The organism is Streptomyces panaciradicis, assembly GCF_023516615.1.
GTDB lineage: Bacteria > Actinomycetota > Actinomycetes > Streptomycetales > Streptomycetaceae > Streptomyces > Streptomyces panaciradicis.
In genome coordinates this window covers 35,661-60,208 of the sequence record NZ_JAMGBF010000023.1, presented here as the reverse complement: position 1 = coordinate 60,208, position 24,548 = coordinate 35,661, and the positions used below count along the sequence as shown (strand labels likewise).

The 24,548-nt window shown below is 72.4% G+C and carries 21 protein-coding genes and 1 pseudogene; 16 read left to right on the top strand and 6 right to left on the bottom strand.

The annotated features are described in order from the left end of the window. Positions 1-95: 95 nt before the first annotated feature. From M8J74_RS10685 to M8J74_RS10665, 5 genes and pseudogenes are all read left to right on the top strand, one after another. Positions 96-470: a Tat pathway signal sequence domain protein gene (locus M8J74_RS10685; RefSeq protein ID WP_249836150.1), complete on the top strand. Its 375-nt coding sequence runs from the start codon at positions 96-98 to the stop codon at positions 468-470. Continuing rightward, on the top strand, positions 467-1,093 hold the full coding sequence (locus tag M8J74_RS10680) for a class F sortase (RefSeq protein ID WP_249836149.1): 627 nt from the start codon (positions 467-469) through the stop codon (positions 1,091-1,093). The genes M8J74_RS10685 and M8J74_RS10680 overlap by 4 nt, the downstream gene beginning before the upstream one ends. A 94-nt stretch (positions 1,094-1,187) precedes the next feature. Beyond that, entirely contained in the window at positions 1,188-1,679 is a 492-nt protein-coding gene (locus M8J74_RS10675) for an RNA polymerase sigma factor (RefSeq protein ID WP_058922701.1), read from the top strand. Next, positions 1,663-2,166: a hypothetical protein gene (locus M8J74_RS10670; protein ID WP_249836148.1), complete on the top strand. Its 504-nt coding sequence runs from the start codon at positions 1,663-1,665 to the stop codon at positions 2,164-2,166. The genes M8J74_RS10675 and M8J74_RS10670 overlap by 17 nt, the downstream gene beginning before the upstream one ends. 71 nt (positions 2,167-2,237) lie before the next feature. Beyond that, a pseudogene (locus M8J74_RS10665) lies at positions 2,238-2,732 on the top strand (hypothetical protein); the annotation flags it as partial. A 6-nt stretch (positions 2,733-2,738) separates the two neighbouring features. On the opposite strand, the gene M8J74_RS10660 reads toward M8J74_RS10665, so the two are convergent. The 3 genes from M8J74_RS10660 to M8J74_RS10650 form a co-directional block, all read right to left on the bottom strand. Next, positions 2,739-3,869: a serine hydrolase domain-containing protein gene (locus M8J74_RS10660; protein ID WP_249836147.1), complete on the bottom strand. Its 1,131-nt coding sequence runs from the start codon at positions 3,867-3,869 to the stop codon at positions 2,739-2,741. Between the two features lie 180 nt (positions 3,870-4,049). Continuing rightward, positions 4,050-4,751, bottom strand: a complete 702-nt coding sequence (locus M8J74_RS10655; protein WP_249836146.1) for a glycerophosphodiester phosphodiesterase — start codon at positions 4,749-4,751, stop codon at positions 4,050-4,052. Positions 4,752-4,786: 35 nt separating this feature from the next. Continuing rightward, entirely contained in the window at positions 4,787-5,881 is a 1,095-nt protein-coding gene (locus M8J74_RS10650; protein WP_249836213.1) for an adenosine deaminase, read from the bottom strand. A gap of 170 nt (positions 5,882-6,051) precedes the next feature. Between M8J74_RS10650 and M8J74_RS10645 the strand changes: the two genes are divergently transcribed. Next, positions 6,052-6,942, top strand: coding sequence for a DUF4190 domain-containing protein (locus M8J74_RS10645; protein WP_249836145.1), 891 nt, complete (start codon positions 6,052-6,054; stop codon positions 6,940-6,942). A 500-nt stretch (positions 6,943-7,442) separates the two neighbouring features. Here the strand turns inward: M8J74_RS10645 and ybiA are convergent, their stop codons facing one another. Continuing rightward, positions 7,443-8,012: a riboflavin biosynthesis intermediates N-glycosidase gene (ybiA, locus tag M8J74_RS10640; protein ID WP_249836144.1), complete on the bottom strand. Its 570-nt coding sequence runs from the start codon at positions 8,010-8,012 to the stop codon at positions 7,443-7,445. Positions 8,013-8,223: 211 nt separating this feature from the next. Between ybiA and M8J74_RS10635 the strand changes: the two genes are divergently transcribed. From M8J74_RS10635 to M8J74_RS10600, 8 genes are all read left to right on the top strand, one after another. After that, a complete protein-coding gene (locus M8J74_RS10635) occupies positions 8,224-9,759 on the top strand; it encodes a gamma-aminobutyraldehyde dehydrogenase (protein ID WP_249836143.1) in 1,536 nt (511 codons plus the stop codon). A gap of 55 nt (positions 9,760-9,814) precedes the next feature. Then, complete coding sequence (locus M8J74_RS10630; RefSeq protein ID WP_249836142.1) at positions 9,815-11,062, top strand: ABC transporter substrate-binding protein; 1,248 nt, start codon at positions 9,815-9,817, stop codon at positions 11,060-11,062. A 5-nt stretch (positions 11,063-11,067) separates the two neighbouring features. Continuing rightward, a complete protein-coding gene (locus M8J74_RS10625; protein WP_283948012.1) occupies positions 11,068-12,225 on the top strand; it encodes an ABC transporter ATP-binding protein in 1,158 nt (385 codons plus the stop codon). After that, complete coding sequence (locus M8J74_RS10620; RefSeq protein WP_249836140.1) at positions 12,225-13,154, top strand: ABC transporter permease; 930 nt, start codon at positions 12,225-12,227, stop codon at positions 13,152-13,154. Before M8J74_RS10625 ends, M8J74_RS10620 begins: the two co-directional genes overlap by 1 nt. After that, positions 13,155-13,955: an ABC transporter permease gene (locus M8J74_RS10615; RefSeq protein ID WP_249836139.1), complete on the top strand. Its 801-nt coding sequence runs from the start codon at positions 13,155-13,157 to the stop codon at positions 13,953-13,955. It begins immediately after the preceding gene. An 88-nt stretch (positions 13,956-14,043) separates the two neighbouring features. After that, on the top strand, positions 14,044-15,462 hold the full coding sequence (locus M8J74_RS10610) for an NAD(P)/FAD-dependent oxidoreductase (RefSeq protein WP_249836138.1): 1,419 nt from the start codon (positions 14,044-14,046) through the stop codon (positions 15,460-15,462). Positions 15,463-15,606: 144 nt separating this feature from the next. Continuing rightward, positions 15,607-16,056, top strand: a complete 450-nt coding sequence (locus tag M8J74_RS10605) for a hypothetical protein (protein ID WP_249836137.1) — start codon at positions 15,607-15,609, stop codon at positions 16,054-16,056. A gap of 83 nt (positions 16,057-16,139) precedes the next feature. Next, the gene (locus M8J74_RS10600; RefSeq protein ID WP_249836136.1) at positions 16,140-17,945 is read left to right on the top strand and encodes a chitinase; all 1,806 of its coding nucleotides are present in this window, start codon (positions 16,140-16,142) and stop codon (positions 17,943-17,945) included. On the opposite strand, the gene M8J74_RS10595 is transcribed toward M8J74_RS10600, so the two are convergent. After that, the gene (locus M8J74_RS10595; RefSeq protein WP_372500151.1) at positions 17,933-18,751 is read right to left on the bottom strand and encodes a phosphatase PAP2 family protein; all 819 of its coding nucleotides are present in this window, start codon (positions 18,749-18,751) and stop codon (positions 17,933-17,935) included. The genes M8J74_RS10600 and M8J74_RS10595 overlap by 13 nt on opposite strands. Before the next feature lie 177 nt (positions 18,752-18,928). Beyond that, positions 18,929-20,263 (bottom strand): 4-aminobutyrate--2-oxoglutarate transaminase, encoded by a 1,335-nt coding sequence (gene gabT, locus M8J74_RS10590; protein WP_058922686.1) that lies wholly within the window; start codon positions 20,261-20,263, stop codon positions 18,929-18,931. Positions 20,264-20,558: 295 nt separating this feature from the next. Between gabT and M8J74_RS10585 the strand changes: the two genes are divergently transcribed. Together M8J74_RS10585 and M8J74_RS10580 are read left to right on the top strand one after the other, a co-directional pair. Further along, positions 20,559-22,676 carry an ATP-binding protein gene (locus M8J74_RS10585; RefSeq protein WP_249836135.1) on the top strand — a complete coding sequence of 706 codons (2,118 nt, stop codon included), beginning with the start codon at positions 20,559-20,561 and terminating at the stop codon, positions 22,674-22,676. A gap of 143 nt (positions 22,677-22,819) precedes the next feature. Next, positions 22,820-24,481 (top strand): PucR family transcriptional regulator, encoded by a 1,662-nt coding sequence (locus M8J74_RS10580; protein WP_249836134.1) that lies wholly within the window; start codon positions 22,820-22,822, stop codon positions 24,479-24,481. Positions 24,482-24,548: the final 67 nt, after the last annotated feature.

Genomic DNA, 24,548 nt, shown 5'->3' with positions numbered 1-24,548 from the left:
CCTGCCCGGGCTTCGCCTCGTCTCTCCGCTCGATCCACCACACAGCCCGCCGGCCGACCACCGGCCGGGCGGACCGACGAAAGTGAGACCCACTCATGCGCCGAACCGGCCTCAGTGCCCTGGCACTCGCCTGCACCGCCGTACTGGCGGGCGCGATGCCCGCGTTCGCCGACGGGGCGTCCCGGACCCCCTCTCCCGTGCCGAGCTCCGCCAGGCCGACCGAGCGGCCCGCCCCGAGCACCGCGCCCTCCACGGTCCCGAGCACCGGGGACCGCCGCGCGAGCGCCGAGCCGACCCGGGCGCCGTCCCGCGGTCAGGTCTCGGTCGTGCCCAGCGGGGCGCCCAACACCGGTGTCGCCGACACCTCTTCGGGATCCGGGGGCGCGCTGATCGGCGGCGGTACCGCCGCGGCCGTCGTCGTGGGCGGCGCCGTCCTCCTCGTGCGCCGCCGGCGGGCGCACGGGGCATGAGGCCGCTCGCCGGGCGCGTTCTCGCCGCCACGGCGCTGGCCGCCCTGCTCGTGGGCTGCGGCGGCGGTGGGGGGAACTCCGCCGGGCACCTCGCGAGCACGCCGTCGTCCTCCGCCCCGCCACCGTCCTCCGCCCCGCCCCCGGCGAAGTCGGTGGCCGCGGTGGGGCGATCGGTCCCGGTCGGGCTGCGGATACCGGCCATCGGGGTCGACACCCCGGTGCTGCGGCTGGGCCTGGCCGCGGACGGCACCGCGCAGGTCCCGCCGGTGCAGGCGCACGACCGGGCGGGCTGGTACCGCCACTCGCCGACGCCGGGCCAGAAGGGCCCGTCCGTGATCCTCGGACATGTCACGGTCGGCGCCTACGGGGACGGCGTCTTCCGGCACCTGAAGGACCTGCGCCGGGGCGAGCGGATCGAGGTGCGCCTGGAGAACGGCACCGATGCGTTGTTCGCCGTCACTGACGTCCGTACGGTCGCCAAGGCCGACTTCCCCACCAAGGAGGTGTACGGCGACGTGGGCCGGCCCGAGCTGCGGCTGATCACGTGCGGGGGAGCCCGTACCGGAGACGGCTACCGCGACAACGTGATCGTCTTCGCGGCGCTGACCTCCGCGCGCCGCTGAACCCCGTCACAGAACCCGGGCCGGGGCAACGTTCCGCCCCGGCCCGGGCTCTTCCCCACCGAGCCGCCCCGAACCCCCACGACCATGGAGAACGTTGAAACGCTCCCGCGAGAAGGCCGCGTCCGAGCTGTTCGCCGCCCTCTATCCGCGCCTCGCCGGCTGGGTCCGCCGGCTGGTCGACGACGACGAGACCGCGCACGAGATCGCCTCGGAGGCCTTCACCCGCCTGTGGGCCCGCTGGACCACCGTGGCGGAGCCGAACGGTTTCCTCTACGTCACCGCGGCCAACATCGTCCGCGACCACTGGCGCAAGCTGGAGCGCGAACGCCGGGCCGTACGCCGCGCGAAGACCGAGGCGGCGGTGGCCCCGCACCCCGAGCAGACGGACCCCTCGGTGCGCCTGCTCGTGCAGTCCCTCCCCGAACGCCTGCGCGTGCCGATCCTGCTCCACTACTACGCTGACATGCCGATCCGGGAGGTGGCCGCGCTCACCGGACGCCGGGAGGGGACCGTCAAGGCGGACCTCCACGCGGCCCGCGAACTGCTCCGCGCCCACCTGAGGAGAAGCGTTGATCACACACTCTGACGAGGGCCCGGACATCGACCCCGAGGACCCGCTCACGATCCTGCTCCAGCCGCCCGCCCGGCACCTCGGCGCGCCCCCCGGCCGCTACCGGGCCATCCGCCGCGGCGCGGCCCGCCGCCGCCTCGTCAAGGCCGCCGCCGGCGCCGCCCTGACCTGCGGTGTGGCCGCCCTGGCCCTCCTGCCCCTGCGGCTGTCGGCGTCGGACACCCGCCCGTCCTCCCCGGTGGCCCCCCTGGCCCCGCCGCCCGCGAGCAGCCCCTCGATGCGGCCGACCGACTCGCCCTCTCCCCGCCCGTCCAGCCCCAGCACCACCCCGGACGCCCGCACCGGAAGGCAGCCCAGCCGCCCCACCGAGCCGTCCCGGGCCGTTCCCCGCACCTCCTCCCCGACCCGGTCCTCCCGTACGGCGACGAGCGTCCCCTCGATCGAACCGTCCGCGGTCAGGAGCACACCGGTGGCGTCACCCGGGCAGAGCGGGAGGCGATAGCCCGGCACAGCGGGCCTCAAGAAGCGGGACCCACTTTTTGAACGCGTTCAACAACGGCGTACGCTGCCCCCATGAGCGACAGAGCCGCCCTGCTGAAGGGCATCCGCGTCTGGTTGGTCCTCTTCGTCGTCTGCCTGGTGCTCAGCGGCGCCACGGCCTTCCCGCTGGTGCACGAACTGCACTGGACCGAGGACCTGTTGCGGTCGCTGTCCGTGCCGCGGTACCTGCCCGCGCTCACGGACTGGATCGAGCACGTCCGGCGCGGGCTCGACACCGCCGACTCCGACTACCCCTTCCTCCTCTACGGCACGGACTGGCTGGCCTTCGCCCACCTCGTCATCGCGGTCGCGTTCTGGGGGCCCTACCGGGACCCGGTCCGCAACGTCTGGGTCGTCGAGTTCGCGATGATCGCCTGCGCCGGGATCATCCCGCTCGCGCTGGTCTGCGGGCCGATCCGCGGCATCCCCTTCTGGTGGTCGGTGATCGACATGTCGTTCGGGGTGTTCGGAGTGATCCCGCTCTACGTCGTCCGCAAGAAGATCAAGCGGCTGGAGCAACTCGCCCCGTACACCTCAGCGGTTGAAGGCCGGGTAGGCGAAACGCTCGGCGGTGGCCTGGCCGTCGCCCTTGGCGTCGGTGGAGTCGACCGAGTAGACGAGGGTGCGGGAGAGGTCGCGGGTGGCGGCGATCACCGTGGCGTAGCCGGGGCGTGAGCCGGTCTTGCCCCAGATCACCCTGCCGTGGAGCTCGAACCGCTCCAGCGCCGCCGCGTACCGCGCGCCGGGCACGTCGGGGAGCGTGAACATCTCCCGCAGCTGCGGCTCGGGCACCACCCGGCCGCGGAACAGCCCCACCAGCAGCCTCTGGAGGTCGGCGGTCGTGGAGATCAGGTCGCCGGCCGCCCAGCGGTCGGACATGTTCCAGTCGGTCACGTCCGTCAACTCGCCGTCGATCCAGTCGTATCCGCGGTTGTGCGGTCCGTGGACACGGGGGTCGGCGCCGACGGGGAACGAGCTGGCGCGCATGCCGAGCGGCCGGAAGATCCGCACCGCGGCCTGGTGGGCGTACGAGTCCCCGGTCACCTTCTCGATGAGCAGGCCGAGCACGGTGTAGTGGATGTTGCCGTAGTCCTGGCGCGTACCGGGGTCGTGCGCCGGGCCCTCGGCGACGGAGGCCGCCACGACCTGCCGCGGGGTCAGCGTCTCGAACCGGTGCGGATAGCCCTCCTCGACCGTGTCACCGAGGGACGCGCCCGGCCCGAGGCCGCTGGTGTAGTTCAGCAACTGCCGTACGGTGACGGGCTTGAAGTCCGCGGTGAGCAGCCCGGGCAGGTACTGCTGCACGGTGCCGTCGAGGTCGACTCGGCCCTCGGCGGCCAGCTGCAGCACGATCGCCGCGGTGACCACCTTCGTCACCGAACCGGCCCGGAAGCGGCCGTTCTCCAGGGCCGGCGCCCCGGTGCGGACGTCCCGGACGCCCGCCGTCCCCTTCCACGTCCCCTCGCCGCCGACCCGGAGGAGCGCGGCGGTCGCGTCCGCGTCGGGAAGGCCGGCGATCGCGGCGCGCAGGGCGTCGGCGTCGGGTCCGGAGCTGTGGTGCGCGGACGCCGCCACGGGGGCGGCGAACGCGGGGGCGGCCAGGGGGCCGGCCGCCAGGGCGAGGGTGAGGGAGGCGGCGAGAGCGGTCGGGACGCGGGCACGCATGGGCTGCTCCGGAGGACTCGGCGGTGGGTGACGAGATCATCCTCAGCCGGTGCGGGCCGACGGGGATCGTCGGCGAGGAGGGGGCGGGCCCCTGAGGACTCCCGGACCAAGTCCCTTACACAGCAGTGGAGTTGTGGGGGATCGCCCCTACGGGAGGCGCCTTCGCGTCGCGGCGGTGCCTCAGCGCTCGCGGGTGGAGGGCGCCTCCCGCAGCGCACACAGCACGTCGACGCGGTTGGTGGTGATCGAGTCGACGCCCAGGTCGATGAGGCGGCGCATCGAGCGGCGGGTGTCCGGCGTCCAGACGGAGAGGAGCAGGCCGTCGCGGTGCACCCGGCCCGCCAGGGCACGGTCGACCAGCGAGAAGCGGTAGTTGAGCCAGCGCGGGCGCACCGCCTCCAGCAGCACGGGGCGGGCGGGCGCGAGCGTGCTGCGGGTCAGCGCGATCTCCGCGGACGGGTCGGCCGCCCGCACGGCGAGCATCTCCTGGGCGCCCGCGCAGTAGTACACGCGCTCTCCCGCTCCGGCCTCCCGTACGGCGTCCACCACCCGGCGGGCCTCCCGCACGTCCCGGGTGCCGGGCAGGTCGATCATCACCCGGCTGCCCTCGGTGGCGGCCAGGGCCTCGGCGAGCGTCGGGATGTGGCCGCCGGTCAGCCCGCGGACCTCGTCCGCGGACAGCGACCGCAGCGGCCGGTCGTGCTCCCACAGCCGCTTGAGCGTCGCGTCGTGCAGCAGCACGGGGACGCCGTCCCTGGTCAGGCGTACGTCGATCTCGACGGCGTCCGCGCCCCGGTCGAGCGCGGAACGCAGCGAGTCGATCGTGTTCTCGCGGACGCGGTACGGGTCGCCCCGGTGGGCCACGGCGGTCAGCTTCTGCATGGGCCCATTGTGGTGGCCGCCGAGGGCGGGACGCGTCAGGGGGCCAGCCACGCCGAGGTGTAGGCGTCGATCTCCGCGCGGATGCGGGCCTTGCCGGGCTCGTCCAGGAAGGAGACGTCGACCGCGTTCTTCGCGAGGGCGGCGACGCCCCGCTCGTCGAGGTCCAGCAGACGGGCCGCGACCGCGTACTCGTTGTTCAGGTCGGTGCCGAACATCGGCGGGTCGTCGGAGTTGATCGTCACCACGATCCCGGCCTTCACGAACTCCTTGACCGGGTGCTCGTCGAGGGTGCGGACCGCGCGGGTGGCGATGTTGGAGGTCGGGCAGACCTCCAGGGGGATGCGGTGCTCGGCGAGGTGGGCGAGGAGCTCGGGGTCCTGGAAGGAGTGTGTGCCGTGCCCGATGCGCTCGGCGCGCAGATGGGTGAGCGCGTCCCACACCGTCTCCGGGCCGGTGGTCTCGCCGGCGTGCGGCACGGAGTGCAGTCCGGCGGCGATCGCCCGGTCGAAGTACGGCTTGAACTGGGGCCTCGGCACGCCGATCTCGGGTCCGCCGAGCCCGAAGGAGACCAGTCCCTCGGGGCGCAGCCGGTCGTCGGTGGCGAGCCGTGCCGTCTCCTCGGCCGACTCCAGGCCCGCCTCGCCGGGGATGTCGAAGCACCAGCGCAGCACCGTGCCGAACTCGGCCTCGGCCGCCTTGCGGGCGTCCTCGATCGCGTCCATGAAGGCCCGCTCGTCGATGCCCCGGCGGGTGGAGGAGAACGGCGTGATGGTCAGCTCGGCGTAGCGCACCTGCTGCCGGGCCAGGTCCCGGGCCACCTCGTACGTCAGCAGACGTACGTCCTCGGGGGTGCGGATGAGGTCGACGACCGACAGGTACACGTCGATGAAGTGGGCGAAGTCGGTGAAGGTGAAGTAGTCGACCAGGGCCTCGGGGTCGGTGGGGACCTTGGAGTCGGGGTGGCGGGCGGCCAGTTCGGAGACGATCCGGGGGGAGGCGGAGCCGACGTGGTGGACGTGGAGTTCGGCCTTCGGCAGTCCGGCGATGAAGGGGTGCAGGTCGCGGTGGTCGGTCAAGGTTCCTCCCCGGGAACGGCGTCCGGTGCCCTGTGGGTCCGGGACGCGGGTGATCGGCTGATCGGTGAATCGTGGTCATCGTAGACAGAGCCCTCGCGGGGCCGGGCCCCGGCGGTGGCCGCCGCCCGGGGTGGGCCGGGGTCGCGCGGGCGGGGCACCGGCCCGTCGTACCGGCAGGTCGAGGCTTTACCATGGCCGGACGATCGACTGAGGGGGACAGGGACGTGGCGGATCAGACACAGCCGGGTGGGGGCGCGGCGCCGGAGGACGATCCGTGGGCGCCGCCCGAGCGCAAGACGTCGCTGGACAAGGGGCCGCGGGCCCAGACGCCCGGCTCGCCGCAGCCGCCCTCCGTGCACGACCAGGCGACCATGACGTCCGTGCCCTCCGACGGCTTCGCCCCGCCCGGAGCGGGCACGCCCGCCCCCGGAACCCCCGGAGTAGGCACACCGGGCCCCGGAACCCCCGGAATGGGAACACCGGGTCCCGGAACCCCCGGAGTCGGGACGCCCGTCCCGGGAACCCCCGGCTACGGCTACCCCGGCCCCGGTACACCCGCCTACGGAGCCCCCGGTTACGGCCTCCCGGGCTACGGCGCCCCCGGCTACGCCCCGCCCGGCGCGGGCGCCGCCCCCGAGGGCTGGTCCGAGTCCGCCGTGCCGCCGCCCCCCATAGCGCCCACCGGCCCGGGACAGCACGGCCCCGGGGCGCCCGGCGGCTACGGCTATCCCGCTTACCCGCAGGGCTACGGGTGGCCCGGTATGCAGCCGCCCCCGCAGAACGGCCTGGGCACGTCGGCGATGATCCTGGGCATCCTGTCGTGCTGCCTGTTCTGCCTCTACGGCATCGTCTCCCTCGTCCTCGGCATCCTCGCCGTGATCCTCGGCGTCAAGGGGAAGCGGCGGGCGGACCGCGGTGAGGCCGACAACCGCGGTCAGGCGCAGGCCGGCTTCGTCACCGGCATCGTCGGCATCGTGCTCGGCCTCGCCACGATCGCCCTGATCGTCTTCGCGATCGTGGCCGCCGTCAACGACGAGCGGAACAACACCGTGGACGACGGCCCGTCCTACAACTCGGCCCCCGCCGTCTCGGCCCCGCTGCTGCCCCGAGCCTGACGCGGTCACGTGCCCAGCGCGCTCCGCCCCGCGGGCACGTGACCGCGGGGCGTCCGGCCGCACCGCGCGGTCATGGCCTGCCGCCGCATCAAACGCCCGCTCGCGCCGCGTCGGCAGGCCCGACGCGCGATGCCCCGAGACCTGCGCTCGTACCCCGGTGGGATCTCGCGCCGCGTCGGCAGTCCCAATGCGCGATGCCCCGAGACCTGCGCTCGTACCCCGGTGGGATCTCGCGCCGCGTCGGCAGTCCCAATGCGCGATGCCCCGAGACCTGCGCCCCTACCCCGGTGGGATCTCGCGCCCCGTCGGCAGGCCCGACGCCCCGAGCCCGACGCCCCCCCCGGGCACAAGGCACCGCTCCGGGGCGCCAGACTCGGCGCGCCCGCCCCGGAGCCTCACCCCGCTCCCCGAGCCCCCGCGCTCGCCCGGCACCACCCGGCGCACCCGCCCCCGGAGCCGAGGGCCGGTGCCCGGCGCCCCGGGCTCCCAAGCCCCGCCGCTCACCCCCGCCGCAGCCGCTCGCGGGCCTCCATCAGGGCGAAGCCCAGCAGGTTCGGCCCGCGCCAGCGCTCCGGGTCCGTCGCCGCCTCGTCGTCGGCCGCGAGGCCGATGCCCCACACCCGGTCCACCGGGCTCGCCTCCACCAGCACCCGGTCCCCGGTGTTCAGCAGGAACTCCCGCAGCTCCGGATGCGCGGCGAACTTGTGGACGCTGCCCTCGACGACGACGGCGAACCGCTCGCGCCGCCATGTCTCCTCGTCGAAGCCGCGCACCAGCCGCCCCTCCTTCTTGGCCCGCGAGGGGTGCCCGGCGGCCAGAATCCGGCGCTCGGCCTCCGCGTCGGCGAACAGCCGCGCCTTGCCCGCCATCATCCAGTGCTCAGCGGTCCCATAGGTCACTCCGTCCACGGTGAACGGCGCCGGCCACCACTGACTCAGGCAGCTCGCGCCGATCCGCCCGTCCGGCAGCGGACGGTGCCCCCAGAAATGCAGGTACTTCACCCTCGCCCCCGCGTGAACCTCCCTGACCAGGGCTTCCCGCGAGTCGATCTTCCCCGTGATCCTTTCCATGCACGCGAGTCTCGCAGCCACCACTGACACTCCGTCCCCCCTTTTCCGCGCTCACTCGACACCTGGTCGACAGATTCCGTCGCGTAACCGAAAGGCAACAACGGAATCACTTGTAGGACCGCTATTGCTCTGTCAGGATCGGCACTCAAATCGAGCTGGAGCTACGCCACCCGCCCCTTTTGGACGCGGGGCGACGGCGGAGGAGAGCGACATGCAGAACCCGGGCACGCCCACCCCGGAACGATTCCCCGCGCAGGACCGCTTCGCGGACGGCGCGCAGTTCATCGCGGGCCGCCTCACCAAGGGCACGTCCGGCCGCACGCACGCCGTCGTCGACCCGGCCACCGGCGAGGAGGTCTACACGTACGAACTGGCCGGCACCGACGACGTGGACGCCGCCGTCGCCGCCGCCCGCGCGGCGTTCCCCGGCTGGGCGGGCCTGACCCCGGGCGAGCGCTCGGACGCCCTGCACCGGTTCGCCGCCGTGCTGGCCGACCGCGCCGAGGACTTCGCCCGCGCCGAGTCCCTGCAGTGCGGAAAGCCCCTGAAGCTGACCCGCGAGTTCGACGTGCCGGGCACCATCGACAACACCGCGTTCTTCGCGGGCGCCGCCCGGCACCTGCAGGGACAGTCCGCCGGCGAGTACTCCGGCGACCACACCTCGTACGTCCGCCGCGAGCCCATCGGCGTGGTCGGCTCCATCGCGCCCTGGAACTACCCCCTCCAGATGGCCGCCTGGAAGATCCTCCCGGCGATCGCCGCGGGCAACACCATCGTGCTCAAGCCCGCCGAGCTCACCCCGCTCACCTCGCTGATGTTCGCGCAGGCCGCCACCGACGCCGGAATCCCGGACGGTGTCGTCAACATCGTCACCGGGACCGGCAGGGAGGCCGGAGAGCACCTCGTCGGGCACCCCGACGTCGCGATGACCTCCTTCACCGGCTCCACCGCCGTCGGCAAGCGCGTCGCCGAGATCGCCACCGCGACCGTCAAGCGCCTGCACCTGGAGCTCGGCGGCAAGGCCCCCTTCGTCGTCTTCGACGACGCAGACCTGGAGGCGGCCGTGCACGGCGCCGTCGCGGGCGCCCTCATCAACACCGGGCAGGACTGCACGGCCGCCACTCGCGCGTACGTGCAGCGGCCCCTGTACGACGCCTTCGTCGAGCGGACGGCCGCCCTGATGGAGACCGTCCGGCTGGGCGACCCGTTCGCCCCCGGAACCGACCTCGGCCCGCTCATCTCCCATGTGCAGCGCGACCGGGTCGCCGGCTTCGTCGAGCGGGCGCGTTCCTACGCGCGCGTGGTCACCGGCGGCGAGGCGCCCGACGGTGAACTCGCCAAGGGTGCCTACTACCGGCCTACCCTGGTCGCGGACGTCGCCCAGGACAGCGAGATCGTCCAGTCCGAGCTGTTCGGCCCGGTGCTGGTGGTCCTGCCGTTCGACAGCGACGAGGAGGGCATCGCCCTCGCCAACGACACCCCGTACGGCCTGGCCGCCTCCGCCTGGAGCCGGGACGTCTACCGGGCCAACCGCGCCACCCGCGAGATCAAGGCGGGTTGTGTCTGGGTCAACGACCACATTCCGATCATCAGCGAGATGCCCCACGGCGGGTACAAGGCGTCCGGCTTCGGCAAGGACATGTCCTCGTACTCGTTCGAGGAATACACGCAGATCAAGCACGTCATGTTCGACAATACGGCGGTAGCCCGCAAGGACTGGCACCGCACGATCTTCGGGGACCGATAGCAGCAGAACAGGCCGCCAGACCCGCGGCCGCCACTCCCGAAAGGGCACCACGCGCATGGAGCAGTACGAGCCCGACCGCCTGTCGCCGGTCGTGGCGGCCGCGATGCGGCGCAGCCTTCGCAACGGCCGGGCGGCGATGACCCGCCGGTCCCTGATGCGTGCCTCCGCCGGCGGCGCGCTCGCCCTCGGCGGTCTCGCGACGCTGAGCGGCTGCGGCATCCCCGCCGCCGGCAAGACCACCGGCGGAGTGTCCGCCGACGACCACTCGGCCAAGGAGAAGGTGGTGAACTTCTCCAACTGGCCCGAGTACATCGACGTGGACGACAGCGAGAAACACCACCCGACGCTGGACGCGTTCCGCAAACGGACGGGCATCTCGGTCAAGTACACCGAGGACATCAACGACAACGACGAGTTCTTCGGCAAGATCCAGCCGCAGCTCGCCGCCGGCCAGGACACCGGCCGGGACCTGATCGTCCTCACCGACTGGCTGGCCGCCCGCATGATCCGGCTCGGCTACGTGCAGAAGCTGGACTCCTCGAACCTGCCGCACGCCTACGCCAACCTCTCGGAGCAGTTCCGCAGCCCCGACTGGGACCCGGGCCGCGCCTACTCGTACGTCTGGCAGGGCATCTCCACCGTCATCGCGTACAACAAGAAGGCCCTCGACGGCGTCGAGGTGAAGTCGATCTCCGACCTGCTGGACAACCCCAAGCTCAAGGGCCGGGTCGGGTTCCTGACCGAGATGCGCGACTCCGTCGGCATGACCATGCTGGACATGGGCAAGGACCCGGGGAAGTTCACCGCCGACGACTACGACGCGGTCATCGCCCGCCTGCAGAAGGCCGTCGACAAGGGGCAGATCCGCCGCTTCACCGGCAACGACTACACGTCCGACCTCACCAAGGGCGACTTCGCCGCGTGCGTCGCCTGGGGCGGCGACATCGTCCAGCTGCAGGCGGACAACCCGGACGTCGGCTATGTCATCCCCGACAGCGGCTACATGACGTCGACCGACAACATGCTGATCCCCAACAAGGCCCGGCACAAGACGAACGCCGAACGGCTCATCGACTACTACTACGAGCTCGAACCGGCCGCCGAACTCGCCGCCTACATCAACTACGTGAGCCCGGTCGCGGGCGTGGTGCCCTACCTCGCCAAGATCGACAAGTCGGCGGCGAAGAACCCGCTGATCGTTCCCGACAAGGCCATGCAGGCGAAGTCCCACGCCTTCCGCTCGCTGAGCGCGAAGGAAGAGACGGCCTTCCAGCAGAAGTTCGCGAAGCTCACAGGGGCGTGACGAAGATGACGACGACAGACAACAGCGGCGACGTCCGCCTCTCCGGTATCAGCAAGACGTACGACAACGGCTTCACCGCGGTCCGGCCGCTCGACCTGACCGTCCCCCAGGGTTCCTTCTTCGCCCTGCTCGGCGCCTCCGGCTGCGGCAAGACGACCACCCTGCGCATGATCGCCGGTCTGGAGGAGCCCACCACGGGCGCCGTCCACCTCGGCGACCAGGAGGTCACCAACCTGCCGCCGTACAAGCGCCCGGTGAACACCGTCTTCCAGTCCTACGCCCTCTTCCCGCACCTCGACATCTTCGAGAACGTCGCCTTCGGTCTGCGCCGCCGCGGCATCAAGAGCGTGAAGAAGCAGGTCGAGGACATGCTGGAGCTGGTCCAGCTCGGCGAGCAGGCGCGCAAGAAACCGCACCAGCTCTCCGGTGGCCAGCAGCAGCGCGTCGCCGTGGCCCGCGCCCTGATCAACCACCCCAAGGTGCTCCTGCTCGACGAGCCCCTCGGCGCCCTCGACCTGAAGCTGCGCCGCCAGATGCAGCTGGAGCTCAAGCGCATCCAGACCGAGGTCGGCATCACCTTCATCCACGTCACGCACGACCAGGAGGAGGCCATGACCATGGCCGACACGGTCGCCGTGATGAACGCGGGCACCGTCGAGCAGCTCGGCTCGCCCGCCGACCTGTACGAGAACCCGCAGACGACGTTCGTCGCCAACTTCCTCGGCACCTCCAACCTGATCGAGGCCGAGGTCGACACCAAGAGCGGCGACGACATCGTGCTGCGGGCGGGCGGCGGCAAGCTGGTGCTGCCCGAGGCGCGCTGCTCCGCGCCCACGACGGCCGGCGGCAAGGTGCTGGTCGGGGTGCGGCCGGAGAAGATCTCCCTCACCCACGCCGACGACGCCGGCGAGATCGCCGAGGGCCGCAACCGCATCACCGGCCGGATCGCCGACTCCTCCTTCATCGGCGTCTCCACGCAGTACGTCATCGACAGCCCGGTCTGCCCCGAGTTCGAGGTCTACGCCCAGAACATCGACCGCGACGCCCGGCTCGTGCCCGGCGCCGAGGTGGTCCTGCACTGGAACCCGGCGCACACCTTCGGCCTGGACGCGGCACAGGACATCGACGCCGGTGTCGCCGAGGTCGAGGAGGACGCCGCCTGATGGCCGCCGTCACCGAGGCCCCGCCGCCTCTCGCCCCCACCGCGCCGGAGAAGAAGCCGCCGCGCAAACGCGGCCGTATGGTGCCGTACTGGCTGCTGCTGCCCGGCATCCTCTGGCTGATCGTCTTCTTCGCGCTGCCGATGATCTACCAGGCCTCCACGTCCGTGCAGACGGGCTCCCTGGAGCAGGGCTACAAGGTCACCTGGCACTTCGCGACCTACTGGGACGCGCTGTCCGAGTACTGGCCGCAGTTCCTGCGCTCGGTGCTCTACGCGGGCGCCGCGACCGTGCTGTGCCTGCTGCTGGGCTATCCGCTGGCCTACCTGATCGCCTTCCGCGCGGGACGCTGGCGGAACCTGATCATGATCCTGGTGATCGCGCCGTTCTTCACCAGCTTCCTGATCCGCACCCTGGCCTGGAAGACGATCCTCGCCGACAACGGCCCGGTCGTGCACACCCTCAACTCGCTGCACATCCTGGACCTGACCAGCTGGATCGGCTGGACGGCCGGCGACCGCGTCCTCGCGACACCGCTCGCCGTCGTCTGCGGTCTGACGTACAACTTCCTGCCGTTCATGATCCTGCCGCTGTACACGTCGCTGGAGCGCATCGACGGCAGGCTGCACGAGGCCGCGGGCGACCTGTACGCCAAGCCGTTCACCACCTTCCGCAAGGTCACCTTCCCGCTGTCGATGCCGGGCGTGGTCTCCGGCACGCTGCTGACCTTCATCCCGGCGGCCGGCGACTACGTCAACGCGGACCTCCTCGGCTCCACGGACACGCGCATGGTCGGAAACGTCATCCAGACGCAGTTCCTGAGAATTCTCGACTACCCGACGGCCGCGGCCCTGTCCTTCATCCTCATGGCCGCGATCCTCATCATGGTCACCTTCTACATCCGCAGGTCGGGGACGGAGGATCTGGTTTAAATGGCCTTCGTCAAATGGCTCAAGCGCAATCTCGTCGTCATCGCGGGACTGCTGACGCTCGGATATCTCCTGCTGCCGAACGTCATCGTCACGGTGTTCTCCTTCAACAAACCGAAGGGCCGCTTCAACTACGAGTGGCAGCAGTTCTCGCTGGACGCCTGGAAACAGCCGTGCGGGGTCGCCGGCATGTGCGGCTCGCTGTCGCTCAGCCTGCAGATCGCGATCTGGGCGACGATCGGCGCCACCGTCCTCGGCACGATGATCGCCTTCGCGCTCGTCCGCTACCGCTTCCGGGCCCGCGGCGCCGTGAACTCGCTGATCTTCCTGCCGATGGCGATGCCCGAGGTCGTCATGGCCGCCTCGCTGCTCACCCTGTTCCTCAACATGGGCGCCCAGCTGGGCTTCTACACGATCCTCATCGCCCACATCATGTTCTGCCTGAGCTTCGTCGTCACCGCGGTCAAGGCCCGCGTGATGTCGATGGACCCGCGCCTGGAGCAGGCCGCGCAGGACCTCTACGCGGGCCCCGCGCAGACCTTCCTGCGGGTCACCCTGCCCATCGCCGCCCCCGGCATCGCGGCCGGCGCGCTGCTCGCCTTCGCGCTGTCCTTCGACGACTTCATCATCACCAACTTCAACGCGGGCTCGACCGTCACCTTCCCCATGTTCGTCTGGGGTTCGGCACAGCGCGGCACACCCGTCCAGATCAACGTCATCGGTACGACCATGTTCCTGGTCGCCGTCCTGCTGGTCCTGACCTCCATGGTCATCGGCAACCGCCGCAACAAGCAAAAGGCGTAGGACTTTTCCGGAAAGCCCCTCCGGAAAAACCCTCTGGAAAACTCTCCGGAAAAACCCTCTGGAAAACCCTCTGTAGGGAGTTGAAATCATGGCCCCGAGCGCCATGAGCCGTTGGACGAAGGCACTCTCCGAAGCCCAGCCGGTCCCGTACTGGCTGGAAGACCCCGGCAAGCCCCACCCCGAGCCCGCGCTGACCGGCGCCGAGACCTGCGACCTGCTGGTCGTCGGCGGCGGCTACAGCGGACTGTGGACCGCGCTCATCGCCAAGGAGCGCGACCCCGGCCGGGATGTCGTCCTGCTGGAAGGCCGGGAGGCGGGCTGGGCCGCCTCCGGCCGCAACGGCGGCTTCTGCGCCGCCTCCCTCACCCACGGGCTGCCCAACGGCCTGGCCCGCTGGCCCGAGGAGATCCACAAGCTGGAGGAGCTGGGCGCCCGCAATCTCGACGAGATCGAGAAGGCGGTCGCCCGGCACGACCTGGACTGCGAGTTCGAGCGCACCGGCGAGATCGATGTGGCCACCGAGACGTACCAGGCGTGGGAACTGCGCGACTGGTACGAGCAGATGGAACGCGAGGGCCTCGCCGACGGCGTCGACTTCCTGGACGCCGACGCGGTGCGCGAGCAGGTCGACTCACCGACGTTCCAGGCGGGCCTGTGGGACCGCAGGGGAGTGGCCATGGTCAACCCCGCCAAGCTCGCGTGGGGTCTGAAGCGGGCCTGTCTGCGCCTCGGCGTCCGCGTCTACGAGCACACCCCCGCCCTCGACCTGAAGCCGTACGGCGCGGGCATGACCGTACGCACCCCCTACGGCTCGGTGCGCGCCCGCAAGGTCGCGCTCGGCACCAACATCTTCCCGAACCTGGTCAAGCGCGTGCGGGCCTACACGGTCCCGGTCTACGACTACGCGCTGATGACCGAGCCGCTCGGCCCGGAGCAGCTGGCGTCGATCGGCTGGAAGAACCGCCAGGGCCTCGGCGACAGCGCCAACCAGTTCCACTACTTCCGGCTGTCCGCCGACAACCGCATCCTGTGGGGCGGCTACGACGCGATCCACCACTACGGCGGCCGGGTGCGCCGCGAGTACGACGACCGGCCGGAGACCTACGCCAAGCTCGCCGGGCACTTCTTCACCTGCTTCCCGCAGCTGGAGGGCGTCCGCTTCACGCACGCCTGGGGCGGCGCGATCGACACCTGCTCGCGCTTCTCGGCGTTCTTCGGCACCGCCCACCAGGGCAGGGTGTCGTACGCGGCCGGCTACACGGGCCTCGGCGTGGGTGCCACCCGCTTCGGCGCCGAGGTGATGCTGGACCTGCTGGCGGGCGAGCCCACCGAGCGCACGTCCCTGGAGATGGTCCGCAGGAAACCGCTGCCCTTCCCGCCCGAGCCCTTCGCCTGGACGGGCATCGCCCTGACCAAGTGGTCCCTCGCGCGCGCCGACTCCCACGGCGGCCGCCGCAACCTCTGGCTGCGGACGATGGACAGACTCGGGCTCGGCTTCGACAGCTGACCGCGGCTTCGACGGCTGACCGGTGCCGGCGCGTGTGATCCGGTTCACCGCGAGGAAGTCGCCCGAAGTCGCGTAATGCCGGCCGTGGACCTCCCTCTCCCTCGTGACGCAGCCCGCGTCCGCGAGGCAGAGGGAGGTCTTTCCATGAGCGGGGCGAAGACGGCGGTCGAGTGGCTGGCATCGGTGGCGCCCGATCCGCAGGCCTGCCGCTGGGAGTGGGAGCGCAATCCCCTCGGGGTCGCGCTGCTGCCCGCCGGCAAGGCGTGGGACGTGCTGATCCTGCCGGGCGAGCTCGGCTATCCCACGCTCGACGTGCTGACCCGGGTGCTGGACCAGCTCGGCCCGGTCCTCGTCGACTTCGGCGACAACCGGATGGGTTTCTTCGTGCCGCCCGGCACGGCCGCCCGCTGGCTGGGCACCGGTATCCGCACGGCCGGGGCCGGCACCTGGATCGTGGTGCCCTACCCGGGCCGCGCCACCGGCGGCGTGCGCTGGCTGGTGCCCCCGGACGGCTCGGGGACCCTCACCGACCCGGCCCTGCTCGAACTGGCCATGCACGAGGCGGCGGCCGGTCTGGCCGAGGGCGGCGGCTGACGGCGGGAGGTCTTGACAACCGGATTGGTCTGGACCAAGTTGGGCGCGCTCCACCCTCCCCTTCCCCCTGTCCGGAGGTTCTCGTGGATCGCCCCAGACGCACCAGGCCCGTCCTCGCCGCGCTCACGGCCGCCCTGCTGGCGCTGCCGGGCATCACCGCGCTCTCGTCGGCCGCCCGTGCGGCCGACGCGGACCTCGCACGCAACGGAGGCTTCGAGTCCGGCCTGGACGGCTGGAACTGCACGGCGGGAACGACGGTCGGCTCACCCGTGCACAGCGGCGACGCGGCCCTGCAGGCGACGCCGGCCGGCAGCGACAACGCGCAGTGCGCGCAGACCGTGACCGTGCAGCCGGACGCGCAGTACACGCTGTCCGGCTACGTCCGCGGCTCCTACGTCTACCTCGGCGCGTCCGGCACCGGCACCACCGACGTCTCCACCTGGACCCAGTCCGCCCCCGACTGGCAGCGGCTGACGACGAGCTTCCGCACCGGCCCGTCCACCACCCGGGTCACGATCTACACCCACGGCTGGTACGGCACCGGCACGTACTACGCCGACGACCTCTCCCTCACCGGCCCGGGCGCGAGCGCCGGACAGCCGCCGGCCGCCCCCACCGGTCTCGCGGTCACCGCCGTCACCTCCTCCTCCGCCACCCTGTCCTGGTCGGCGGTCACCGGCGCGACCGGCTACGCGGTCTACCGAGACGGCGCCAAGGTGCAGACGGCGAGCGGCACTTCGGCCACCGTGACCGGTCTGTCCGCGTCCACCGCGTACGGCTTCCAGGTCACGGCCGTGAACGCCGCGGGCGAGTCCGCGCGGTCGGCCACCGTCACCGCCACCACCACGGCCGGCTCCTCGGGCGGCACCCCGGACCTGCCCGCCCACGCCCTGGTCGGCTATCTGCACGCGAGCTTCGCCAACGGCTCCGGCTACACGCGCCTGGCCGACGTCCCCGACAGCTGGGACGTCATCGACCTGGCCTTCGGCGAGCCGACCTCCGCCACCTCCGGCGACATCCGCTTCACCCGCTGCCCCGTCACCGAATGCCCGAACGCCGAGTCCGACGCCGACTTCAAGGCGGCGATCAAGGCCAAGCAGGCGGCGGGCAAGAAGGTGCTGATCTCGATCGGCGGCCAGAACGGCCAGGTCCAGCTCACCACCACCGCGGCCCGGGACGCCTTCGTCTCCTCCGTCTCGAACATCATCGACACCTACGGCCTCGACGGCCTGGACATCGACTTCGAGGGCCACTCGCTGTCCCTGAACGCCGACGACACCGACTTCAGGAACCCCAAGACCCCGGTGATCGTGAACCTGATCTCGGCGCTGAAGACCCTGAAGGCCAGATACGGCTCGAAGTTCGTGCTGACGATGGCCCCGGAGACCTTCTTCGTGCAGATGGGCTACCAGTACTACGGCACCGGCAAGTGGGGCGGCCAGGACCCGCGGTGCGGGGCCTATCTCCCGGTCATCCACGCCCTGCGCGACGACCTGACCCTGCTGCACGTCCAGGACTACAACTCCGGTCCGATCATGGGCCTGGACAACCAGTACCACTCCATGGGCGGCGCCGACTTCCACATCGCCATGACCGACATGCTGCTCACGGGCTTCCCCGTCGCGGGCGACGCGAACAACGTCTTCCCACCGCTGCGCCCCGACCAGGTGGCCATCGGCATGCCGGCGTCCACGAACGCGGGCAACGGCTACGTGGCGCCGGCCGAGGTCGTGAAGACCCTCGACTGCCTGACGAAGAGGTCCGGCTGCGGCTCGTACCCCACCCACGGCACCTGGCCGGCCCTGCGCGGCCTGATGACCTGGTCGGTCAACTGGGACCGCTTCGCGAACTGGGAGTTCCAGAAGACCTTCGACGGCTACTTCGGCTGACGGTCGCCCGGGCCGCTCCGGCCGCTCCGGCCGAGGAGCACCCACAGGCCCGTCAGCAGCATCGCGCACAGGCACCAGCTGGCCACGACGTCCAGTGGCCAGTGGTAGCCGCGCCGGACCAGGCCCCAGCCGACGGCGAGGTTGACGACGACGCAGGCGGCGACGAGCGCGCGGCGCACGCGGGCGTCGCGCAGCCAGGGGAGGAGGAGCAGGGTCGCCGCGCCGTAGGCGACGGACGCGGTGGCGGTGTGGCCGGACGGGTAGTAGCCGGTGCCGGGGCCCGTGACCGGCGGGCCCGGCCGGTCCACCAGCACCTTGAGCGGGACCACCAGCGCCGGGACCAGGGCCATCAGGACGGCCGCCGCGAGGGGCGGCAGCCACCACCGGTGCAGACCGGCGGTCCGGCCCCGCCGGGCGACGTATCCGACGGCGACGGCGAGAACCGGGACCGCGACGGTGACGTTGCCCAGATCGGCGAGGGCGCCGTAGAGGCGCACGGGGTCGACGAGGGCGTGGCTGATCCGCGCGTCCACGCGCAGCAGCAGGCCGCCGGAGACGACCTGCCAGGTGATGAGCGCGAAGCAGAGGGCGGGAAGCCCGAGAAGGAGGAAGAGGAGGGTCGGCCGCCCCGGAACAGGGGGGGTGATTCCGAGGCGGCCGTCCAGACCGGATCGACGCCCACCCCGGGGGGTTTGGGGCGGGCGACTGTCCGATCGGTGAGGAGATCCGGAGCCGGAAGCTCCGGGAGTGTGCGCGAGGGCACGACCAGGTCGTAGCTGGGGAGGCCACGGCCTGAGTTCGCCCACAGTCCCCTGTGGGCGGGGTGTATCTCTCATCTGGGTAGAACCTACGGCAGCTCGGTGGCCGAAGACAGGCACAAACCCGTCCCGCCATCCACCCCGCACACGTTCTTCACACGGCCTGCCGCTCGGCGGAATCCGCGGGGCGCGCACCCTGGGGACGAGCTGCGGACTCCGCTCGGCTCAGATGCGCGCGAACGCCTGCTCGATGATGTCGAGGCCCTCGTTGAGGAGGTCCTCGCCGATGACCAGCGGGGGCAGGAAGCGGAGCACGTTGCCGTAGGTGCCACAGGTCAGGACCAGCAGGCCCTCCTGGTGGCAGGCCTTCGCCAGCGCGGCGGTCGCCTCCGGGTTCGGCTCCTTGGTCGCGCGGTCCTTGACCAGCTCGATGGCGATCATCGCGCCGCGGCCGCGGACATCGCCGATGACGTCGAACTTCTCGGCCATCGCGGTCAGCCGCGCCTTCATGACCGCCTCGATGTCCTTCGCCCGGGCGTTGAGGTCGAGCTCCTTCATGGTCTCGATGGCGCCGAGCGCACCGGCGCAGGCCACCGGGTTGCCGCCGTAGGTGCCGCCCAGGCCGCCCGCGTGCGCGGCGTCCATGATCTCGGCGCGGCCGGTGACGGCGGCGAGCGGCAGACCGCCCGCGATGCCCTTGGCGGTGGTGATCAGGTCCGGGACGATGCCCTCGTCCTCGCACGCGAACCACTGGCCGGTGCGGCAGAAGCCGGACTGGATCTCGTCGGCGACGAAGACGATGCCGTTGTCCGAGGCGAACTTGCTGATCGCCGGCAGGAAGCCCTTGGCGGGCTCGATGAAGCCGCCCTCGCCGAGCACCGGCTCGATGATGATCGCGGCCACGTTCTCCGGGCCGACCTGCTTGGTGATCTGGTCGATGGCCTGCGCGGCGGCCTCGGGGCCGGCGTTCTCCGGGCCGGTGGGCCAGCGGTAGCCGTAGGCCACGGGGACGCGGTACACCTCGGGCGCGAACGGACCGAAGCCGTGCTTGTACGGCATGTTCTTCGCCGTCAGCGCCATCGTGAGGTTGGTGCGGCCGTGGTAGCCGTGGTCGAACACCACGACGGCCTGGCGCTTGGTGTACGCGCGGGCGATCTTGACGGCGTTCTCGACGGCCTCGGCGCCGGAGTTGAACAGCGCCGACTTCTTCGCGTGGTCACCCGGGGTGAGCTCGGCGAGCGCCTCGGCGACCGCCACGTAGCCCTCGTACGGGGTGACCATGAAACAGGTGTGGGTGAAGTCCGCGAGCTGCGCGGACGCCCGGCGTACGACGGCCTCGGCGGAGGCGCCCACGCTCGTCACGGCGATGCCGGAACCGAAGTCGATCAGGCGGTTGCCGTCGACGTCCTCGATGATCCCGCCGCCCGCGCGCGCGGTGAAGACGGGCAGCACGGAGCCCACGCCCTGCGCGACCGCGGCGGTACGGCGGGCCTGCAGCTCCTGCGACTTCGGGCCGGGGATGGCGGTGACGACGCGGCGCTCCTGCGGAAGTGCGCTCATGAGGGGCTCCTGGGGGGAATTGCGGTTTCTTGCCTTCTTTTCTCGCAGGCTAGGGCGGGGCGAGGGGAGTGGGCATGCTCCATGTGGGCGGTGTCGGCGATTCGGGTTGTCCGCGGTGGACATAGCGCGCCGGCCGGCCGGCCGCCGCCGCCCCGGGACGACCGTACGGCACCGCCGCCGGACCTGTCCGGAACGGACGCGGCCGCCCGGCCCCGTAATCGGTGAACTGCCTTGGTGAGGGCGTTAGATTGACCGCTGAGGGTCGACGGAAGCGGCTGGTCGGGGAGCGAGGACGATGGACAGCGACGGGACGCAGGACGCGCGGGGTACGCAGGCGAATCCTGTGCCACGGGCACGCTCCGGCGTACCACCGATGCCCACGGAGGCCCCGGGCGTGCCGCCGCGGCCCGACGGCTCGGCGTTCCTCGCCTGGCTGCGGACGCCGCGGCCCGAGGCGCTGCCCGGTGTGTGGCGGTTCGGGCATCGGCCCCGGGCGGCGGAGGAACCGGAGCTCGTCCCCGCCCGCCAGCTGATCAGCGGCGCGCTGATCGCCTTCCTCGTCGGCTGGCTCATCTGGTCGCTGCTGTGGAACGGCTACCTCGGCGGCTGGTGGCTGCTCCCGCTCTACGCGATGATCCCCGACTCCTGGGCCTCGCCGCACAGCTTCGCCTCCGTCGTGGTCGTCTACGCCTACTACGTGCTCATCGCCGTCGTCATCATGATCGGGGTGGGCCGGCTCGGCCGCTGGTCGGAGATCTGGCGCCGCTACGGCCCGCCGGCCTGGAGCGGAAAGACCGCCGCCGCCCGCACCGAACGGCCGCCCGCCCCCGAACAGGATCCCGCCGAGTGGCCCCAGCTGCGCGCCGTCGGCGCCGTCGAGGCCGCCGAGCGGCTCGCCGCCGATGCCCGCGCCGGTCTGATGCGGGACGTCGACCACGCCCGCATCTCCCGCGCCTGGCAGGGCGTGCGCAGCGGCCGCCACGACCTCGCCGCCTTCACCGGCGCCGTGCTCGAGAGCGGCTCCGCCGCCTGCCTGCACCCCTCCGGGGAACGCGACCTGCCGGCCCGCATCGCCCGCCACGACCTGCTCACCGGCCAGGTGCGGCTCGGCACCGCCGCCGACGACCCGCGCAACCCCTACGCCTACCGCGGGGCCGGGCTCGCCCTCGGCCCCGAGCTGCTCGGCACCTCCCTGCTGGCGATCGGCCCGGCCGGCTCCGGCAAGACCGGCACGGTGATCCGGCCGCTCGCCGAGTCGCTGTGCCTGCACGCCCTCGCCGGGCGCGCCGCGGTCGTCGTGGTCGGCGCGGCGGGCGCCGGGCTCGGACCGGCCGACGCCTACGACGTGGTCGTACGCATCGGCCATCCGGAATCGGTGTACGACCTCGACCTGTACGGCGGGACGGGCGACCCCGACGAGGCCGCCGCCGTGCTCGCCGAGGCGCTCGTCGGGGACCTCGCCGATCCGCACCCCGGCAGCGACAGCCGGCGCTCCACGACCGTGCTCGCCCAGCTCCTCGGGCCGTTCCGGGCGGTCCACGGCCGCTTCCCCTCCGTACCGGAGCTGCGGCAGCTGCTGGACGGGGCGCCCGGTCCGCTGGCCGCGCTGCGGACCGCGCTGGAGGGCTCCGGGCAGGAGTCGCTGGTGCGTGAACTGGACGCCCGGGAGCGGCAGTCGGCGCACCCCGGGGATGTCGCGTCGGTCCTCGCGGACCGCGTCGCGCTGCTCGACCGGCCCGCCTTCGCCGGGTTCTTCGACACCTCGGGGCAGACGAAGCCGTTCTCGCTGAAGGCCCTCGACCACCCGGTGCGGGTCCGGGTCGACCTGCCCGAGCGCGGGCACGCGGACGCCTCGCGGATGCTGGCCCGGCTGGTGCTCGCGCAGTTCACGGCGAGCGTGGCGGTGCGCGAGGACCGGTCGCTGTTCGCCTGTCTGGTGCTGGACGACGCGACCGGGGTCGTCACCCCGGAGGCGGTGCGCGGCATCCAGCGGCTGCGGTCGGCGAACGCGGGCGCCGTGCTCACCCTGCGCACGCTGGACGACGTGCCGAGGCCGCTGCGCGGTCCGCTGCTCGGCGCAGCCGGATGCCGTATGGCACTGTCCGGTCTGACCCCCTGGGACGGGCAGGACTTCGCCGAGGTGTGGGGCAAGGAGTGGATCGAGGCACGGGACGTCACCGACCGGCAGATCATCGCCGAGACGCCCGCCGGGAAGGCCCTGCACATGCTGCGCCGCGTGATCACCGGCAAGGCGCCGACCCAGCGCGCCGTCACCGTCCGCCAGGTCGAGCGCGAACGCTGGTCGGCGTCCGAGCTGGCGCACGGGGTGCCGCCGGGGCACGCGGTGCTGTCGCTGACCGACGTGAAGGGCGAGCACGCGCCTCCGCTGCTGGTGGACCTGCGGGGGCAGTGACCTTCGGGTCCGCGCTTTCGGGTGACCGGGGGACCGTACGGTGAGGCAGAATCGCCATAGGGTGTTCATACGTGACGGCCAAATGATCACAAGGTTCGCCCGATCCCCGTAGCCCGTCCGAGCCTCGCAGACCTGAAGGCCCCATGCCCCTGACCCTCGCCGCGCTCGTCCACCACTCCGCGCTCAAGCTGGCCGTGCGGGCGGGCGAGGACCGTCTGGACGTGCCCGTCCGCTGGGCCCACGTCAGCGAGCTCGCCGACCCCGTGCCCTACATGGAGGGCGGGGAGCTGCTGCTGATCACCGCGCTGAAGCTGGACGCGGAGGACCCCGAGGCGATGCGCCGGTATGTGAAGCGGCTGGTGGGGGCCGGGGTCGTCGGGCTCGGCTTTGCCGTCGGCGTCAACTACGAGGAGACGCCCAAGGCGCTCGTCGACGCGGCGGAGGAGGAGGGGCTGCCGCTCCTAGAGGTGCCGCGCCGCACTCCCTTCCTGGCCATCAGCAAGGCGGTGTCCGCGGCGAATGCGGCGGACCAGTACCGCGCGGTGACGGCGGGCTTCGCCGCCCAGCGCGAGCTGACCAAGCAGGCCATCGCCGAGGGCCCCGAGGGCTTGCTGGCCGCGCTCGCCTCGCAGGTCGACGGCTGGGCGGCGCTCTACGACGCCTCCGGCACCGTCGTCGCCGCCGCGCCGGAGTGGGCGGGACGGCGGGCCGCGCGGCTGACGGCGGACGTGGAGCGGCTGCGCGAGCGTCCGGCGCCGGCGTCGTCTGTGGTGGGCGGCCCGGACAACGAGGACCGCGTCGAGCTGCACTCGCTCGGCACCGGACGGCGGCCGCGCGCCGCGCTGGCCGTCGGGACGGCCGCGGCACCCGGCACCGCCGAGCGCTACGCCGTCCACTCGGCGATCGCGCTGCTCACCCTCACCACGGAACGGTCGCGGTCCCTGCACGCCGCCGAGCAGCGGCTCGGGGCCGCGGTGCTCAGGATGCTGCTCGCCGGGGAACCGGACCACGCGCGGGCCGTGGCCGGCGGGCTGTACGGCGGGTTGCTCGACGCGCCCTTCCGGATGATCGTCGCCGAGGTGGCACCGTCGGCGCCGCGGATGTCCGTCGACTCGCACGCCCCGGCGGGAGTGGCCGCCAACGCCCCGCACGGCGATCCGCTCGCCGCGCTGGCCGAGGCCGTGGAGTCGGCCGCCGCACGCGCCGGGGAGGCCGTGCTGGTGGTGCCCGAGGGGGACGGCGACGGGCTGCGGCTGGTCGTGCTCGCGGCGGACGGGGGCGCGGCGCTCGCGGCCTGCGCGCAGTACGCGGCGGCGCTGGAGGCCGCGCGGACCGGGACGGGCGTGCGTGAGCAGACGGGCGGCACGGACGACGACGAGCTGGTGGTGGGCGTGTCGGCGCCGGTGGGGCCGGTCGCCGCTGCCGCCGCCTACAAGCAGGCCGAGCAGGCGCTGTCGGTGGCCCGGCGGCGGGGTCGGGCATACGTGGAGCACGAACAGCTGGCGGCCGGGTCGGTGGTGCCGCTGCTGGCGGACGACGCGGTGAAGGCGTTCGCCGACGGGCTGCTGCGGCCGCTGTACGAGCACGACGCGACCGGGCGGGGCGACCTGGTGGCCTCGCTGCGGGCCTGGCTGTCACGGCACGGCCAGTGGGACGCGGCCGCCGCGGACCTGGGGGTGCACCGGCACACGCTGCGCTACCGGATGCGGCGGGTGGAGGAGATCCTGGGCCGCTCGCTCGACGACCCGGACGTGCGGATGGAGCTGTGGCTGGCCCTGAAGGCGGTGGCGGCGGAGCACGGCTGAGATGCCGACCCGGCAGGCGCCTGCCGGTCGACCGGGATGAGGATCGGGGACGCGCCGCCCCGCGGGC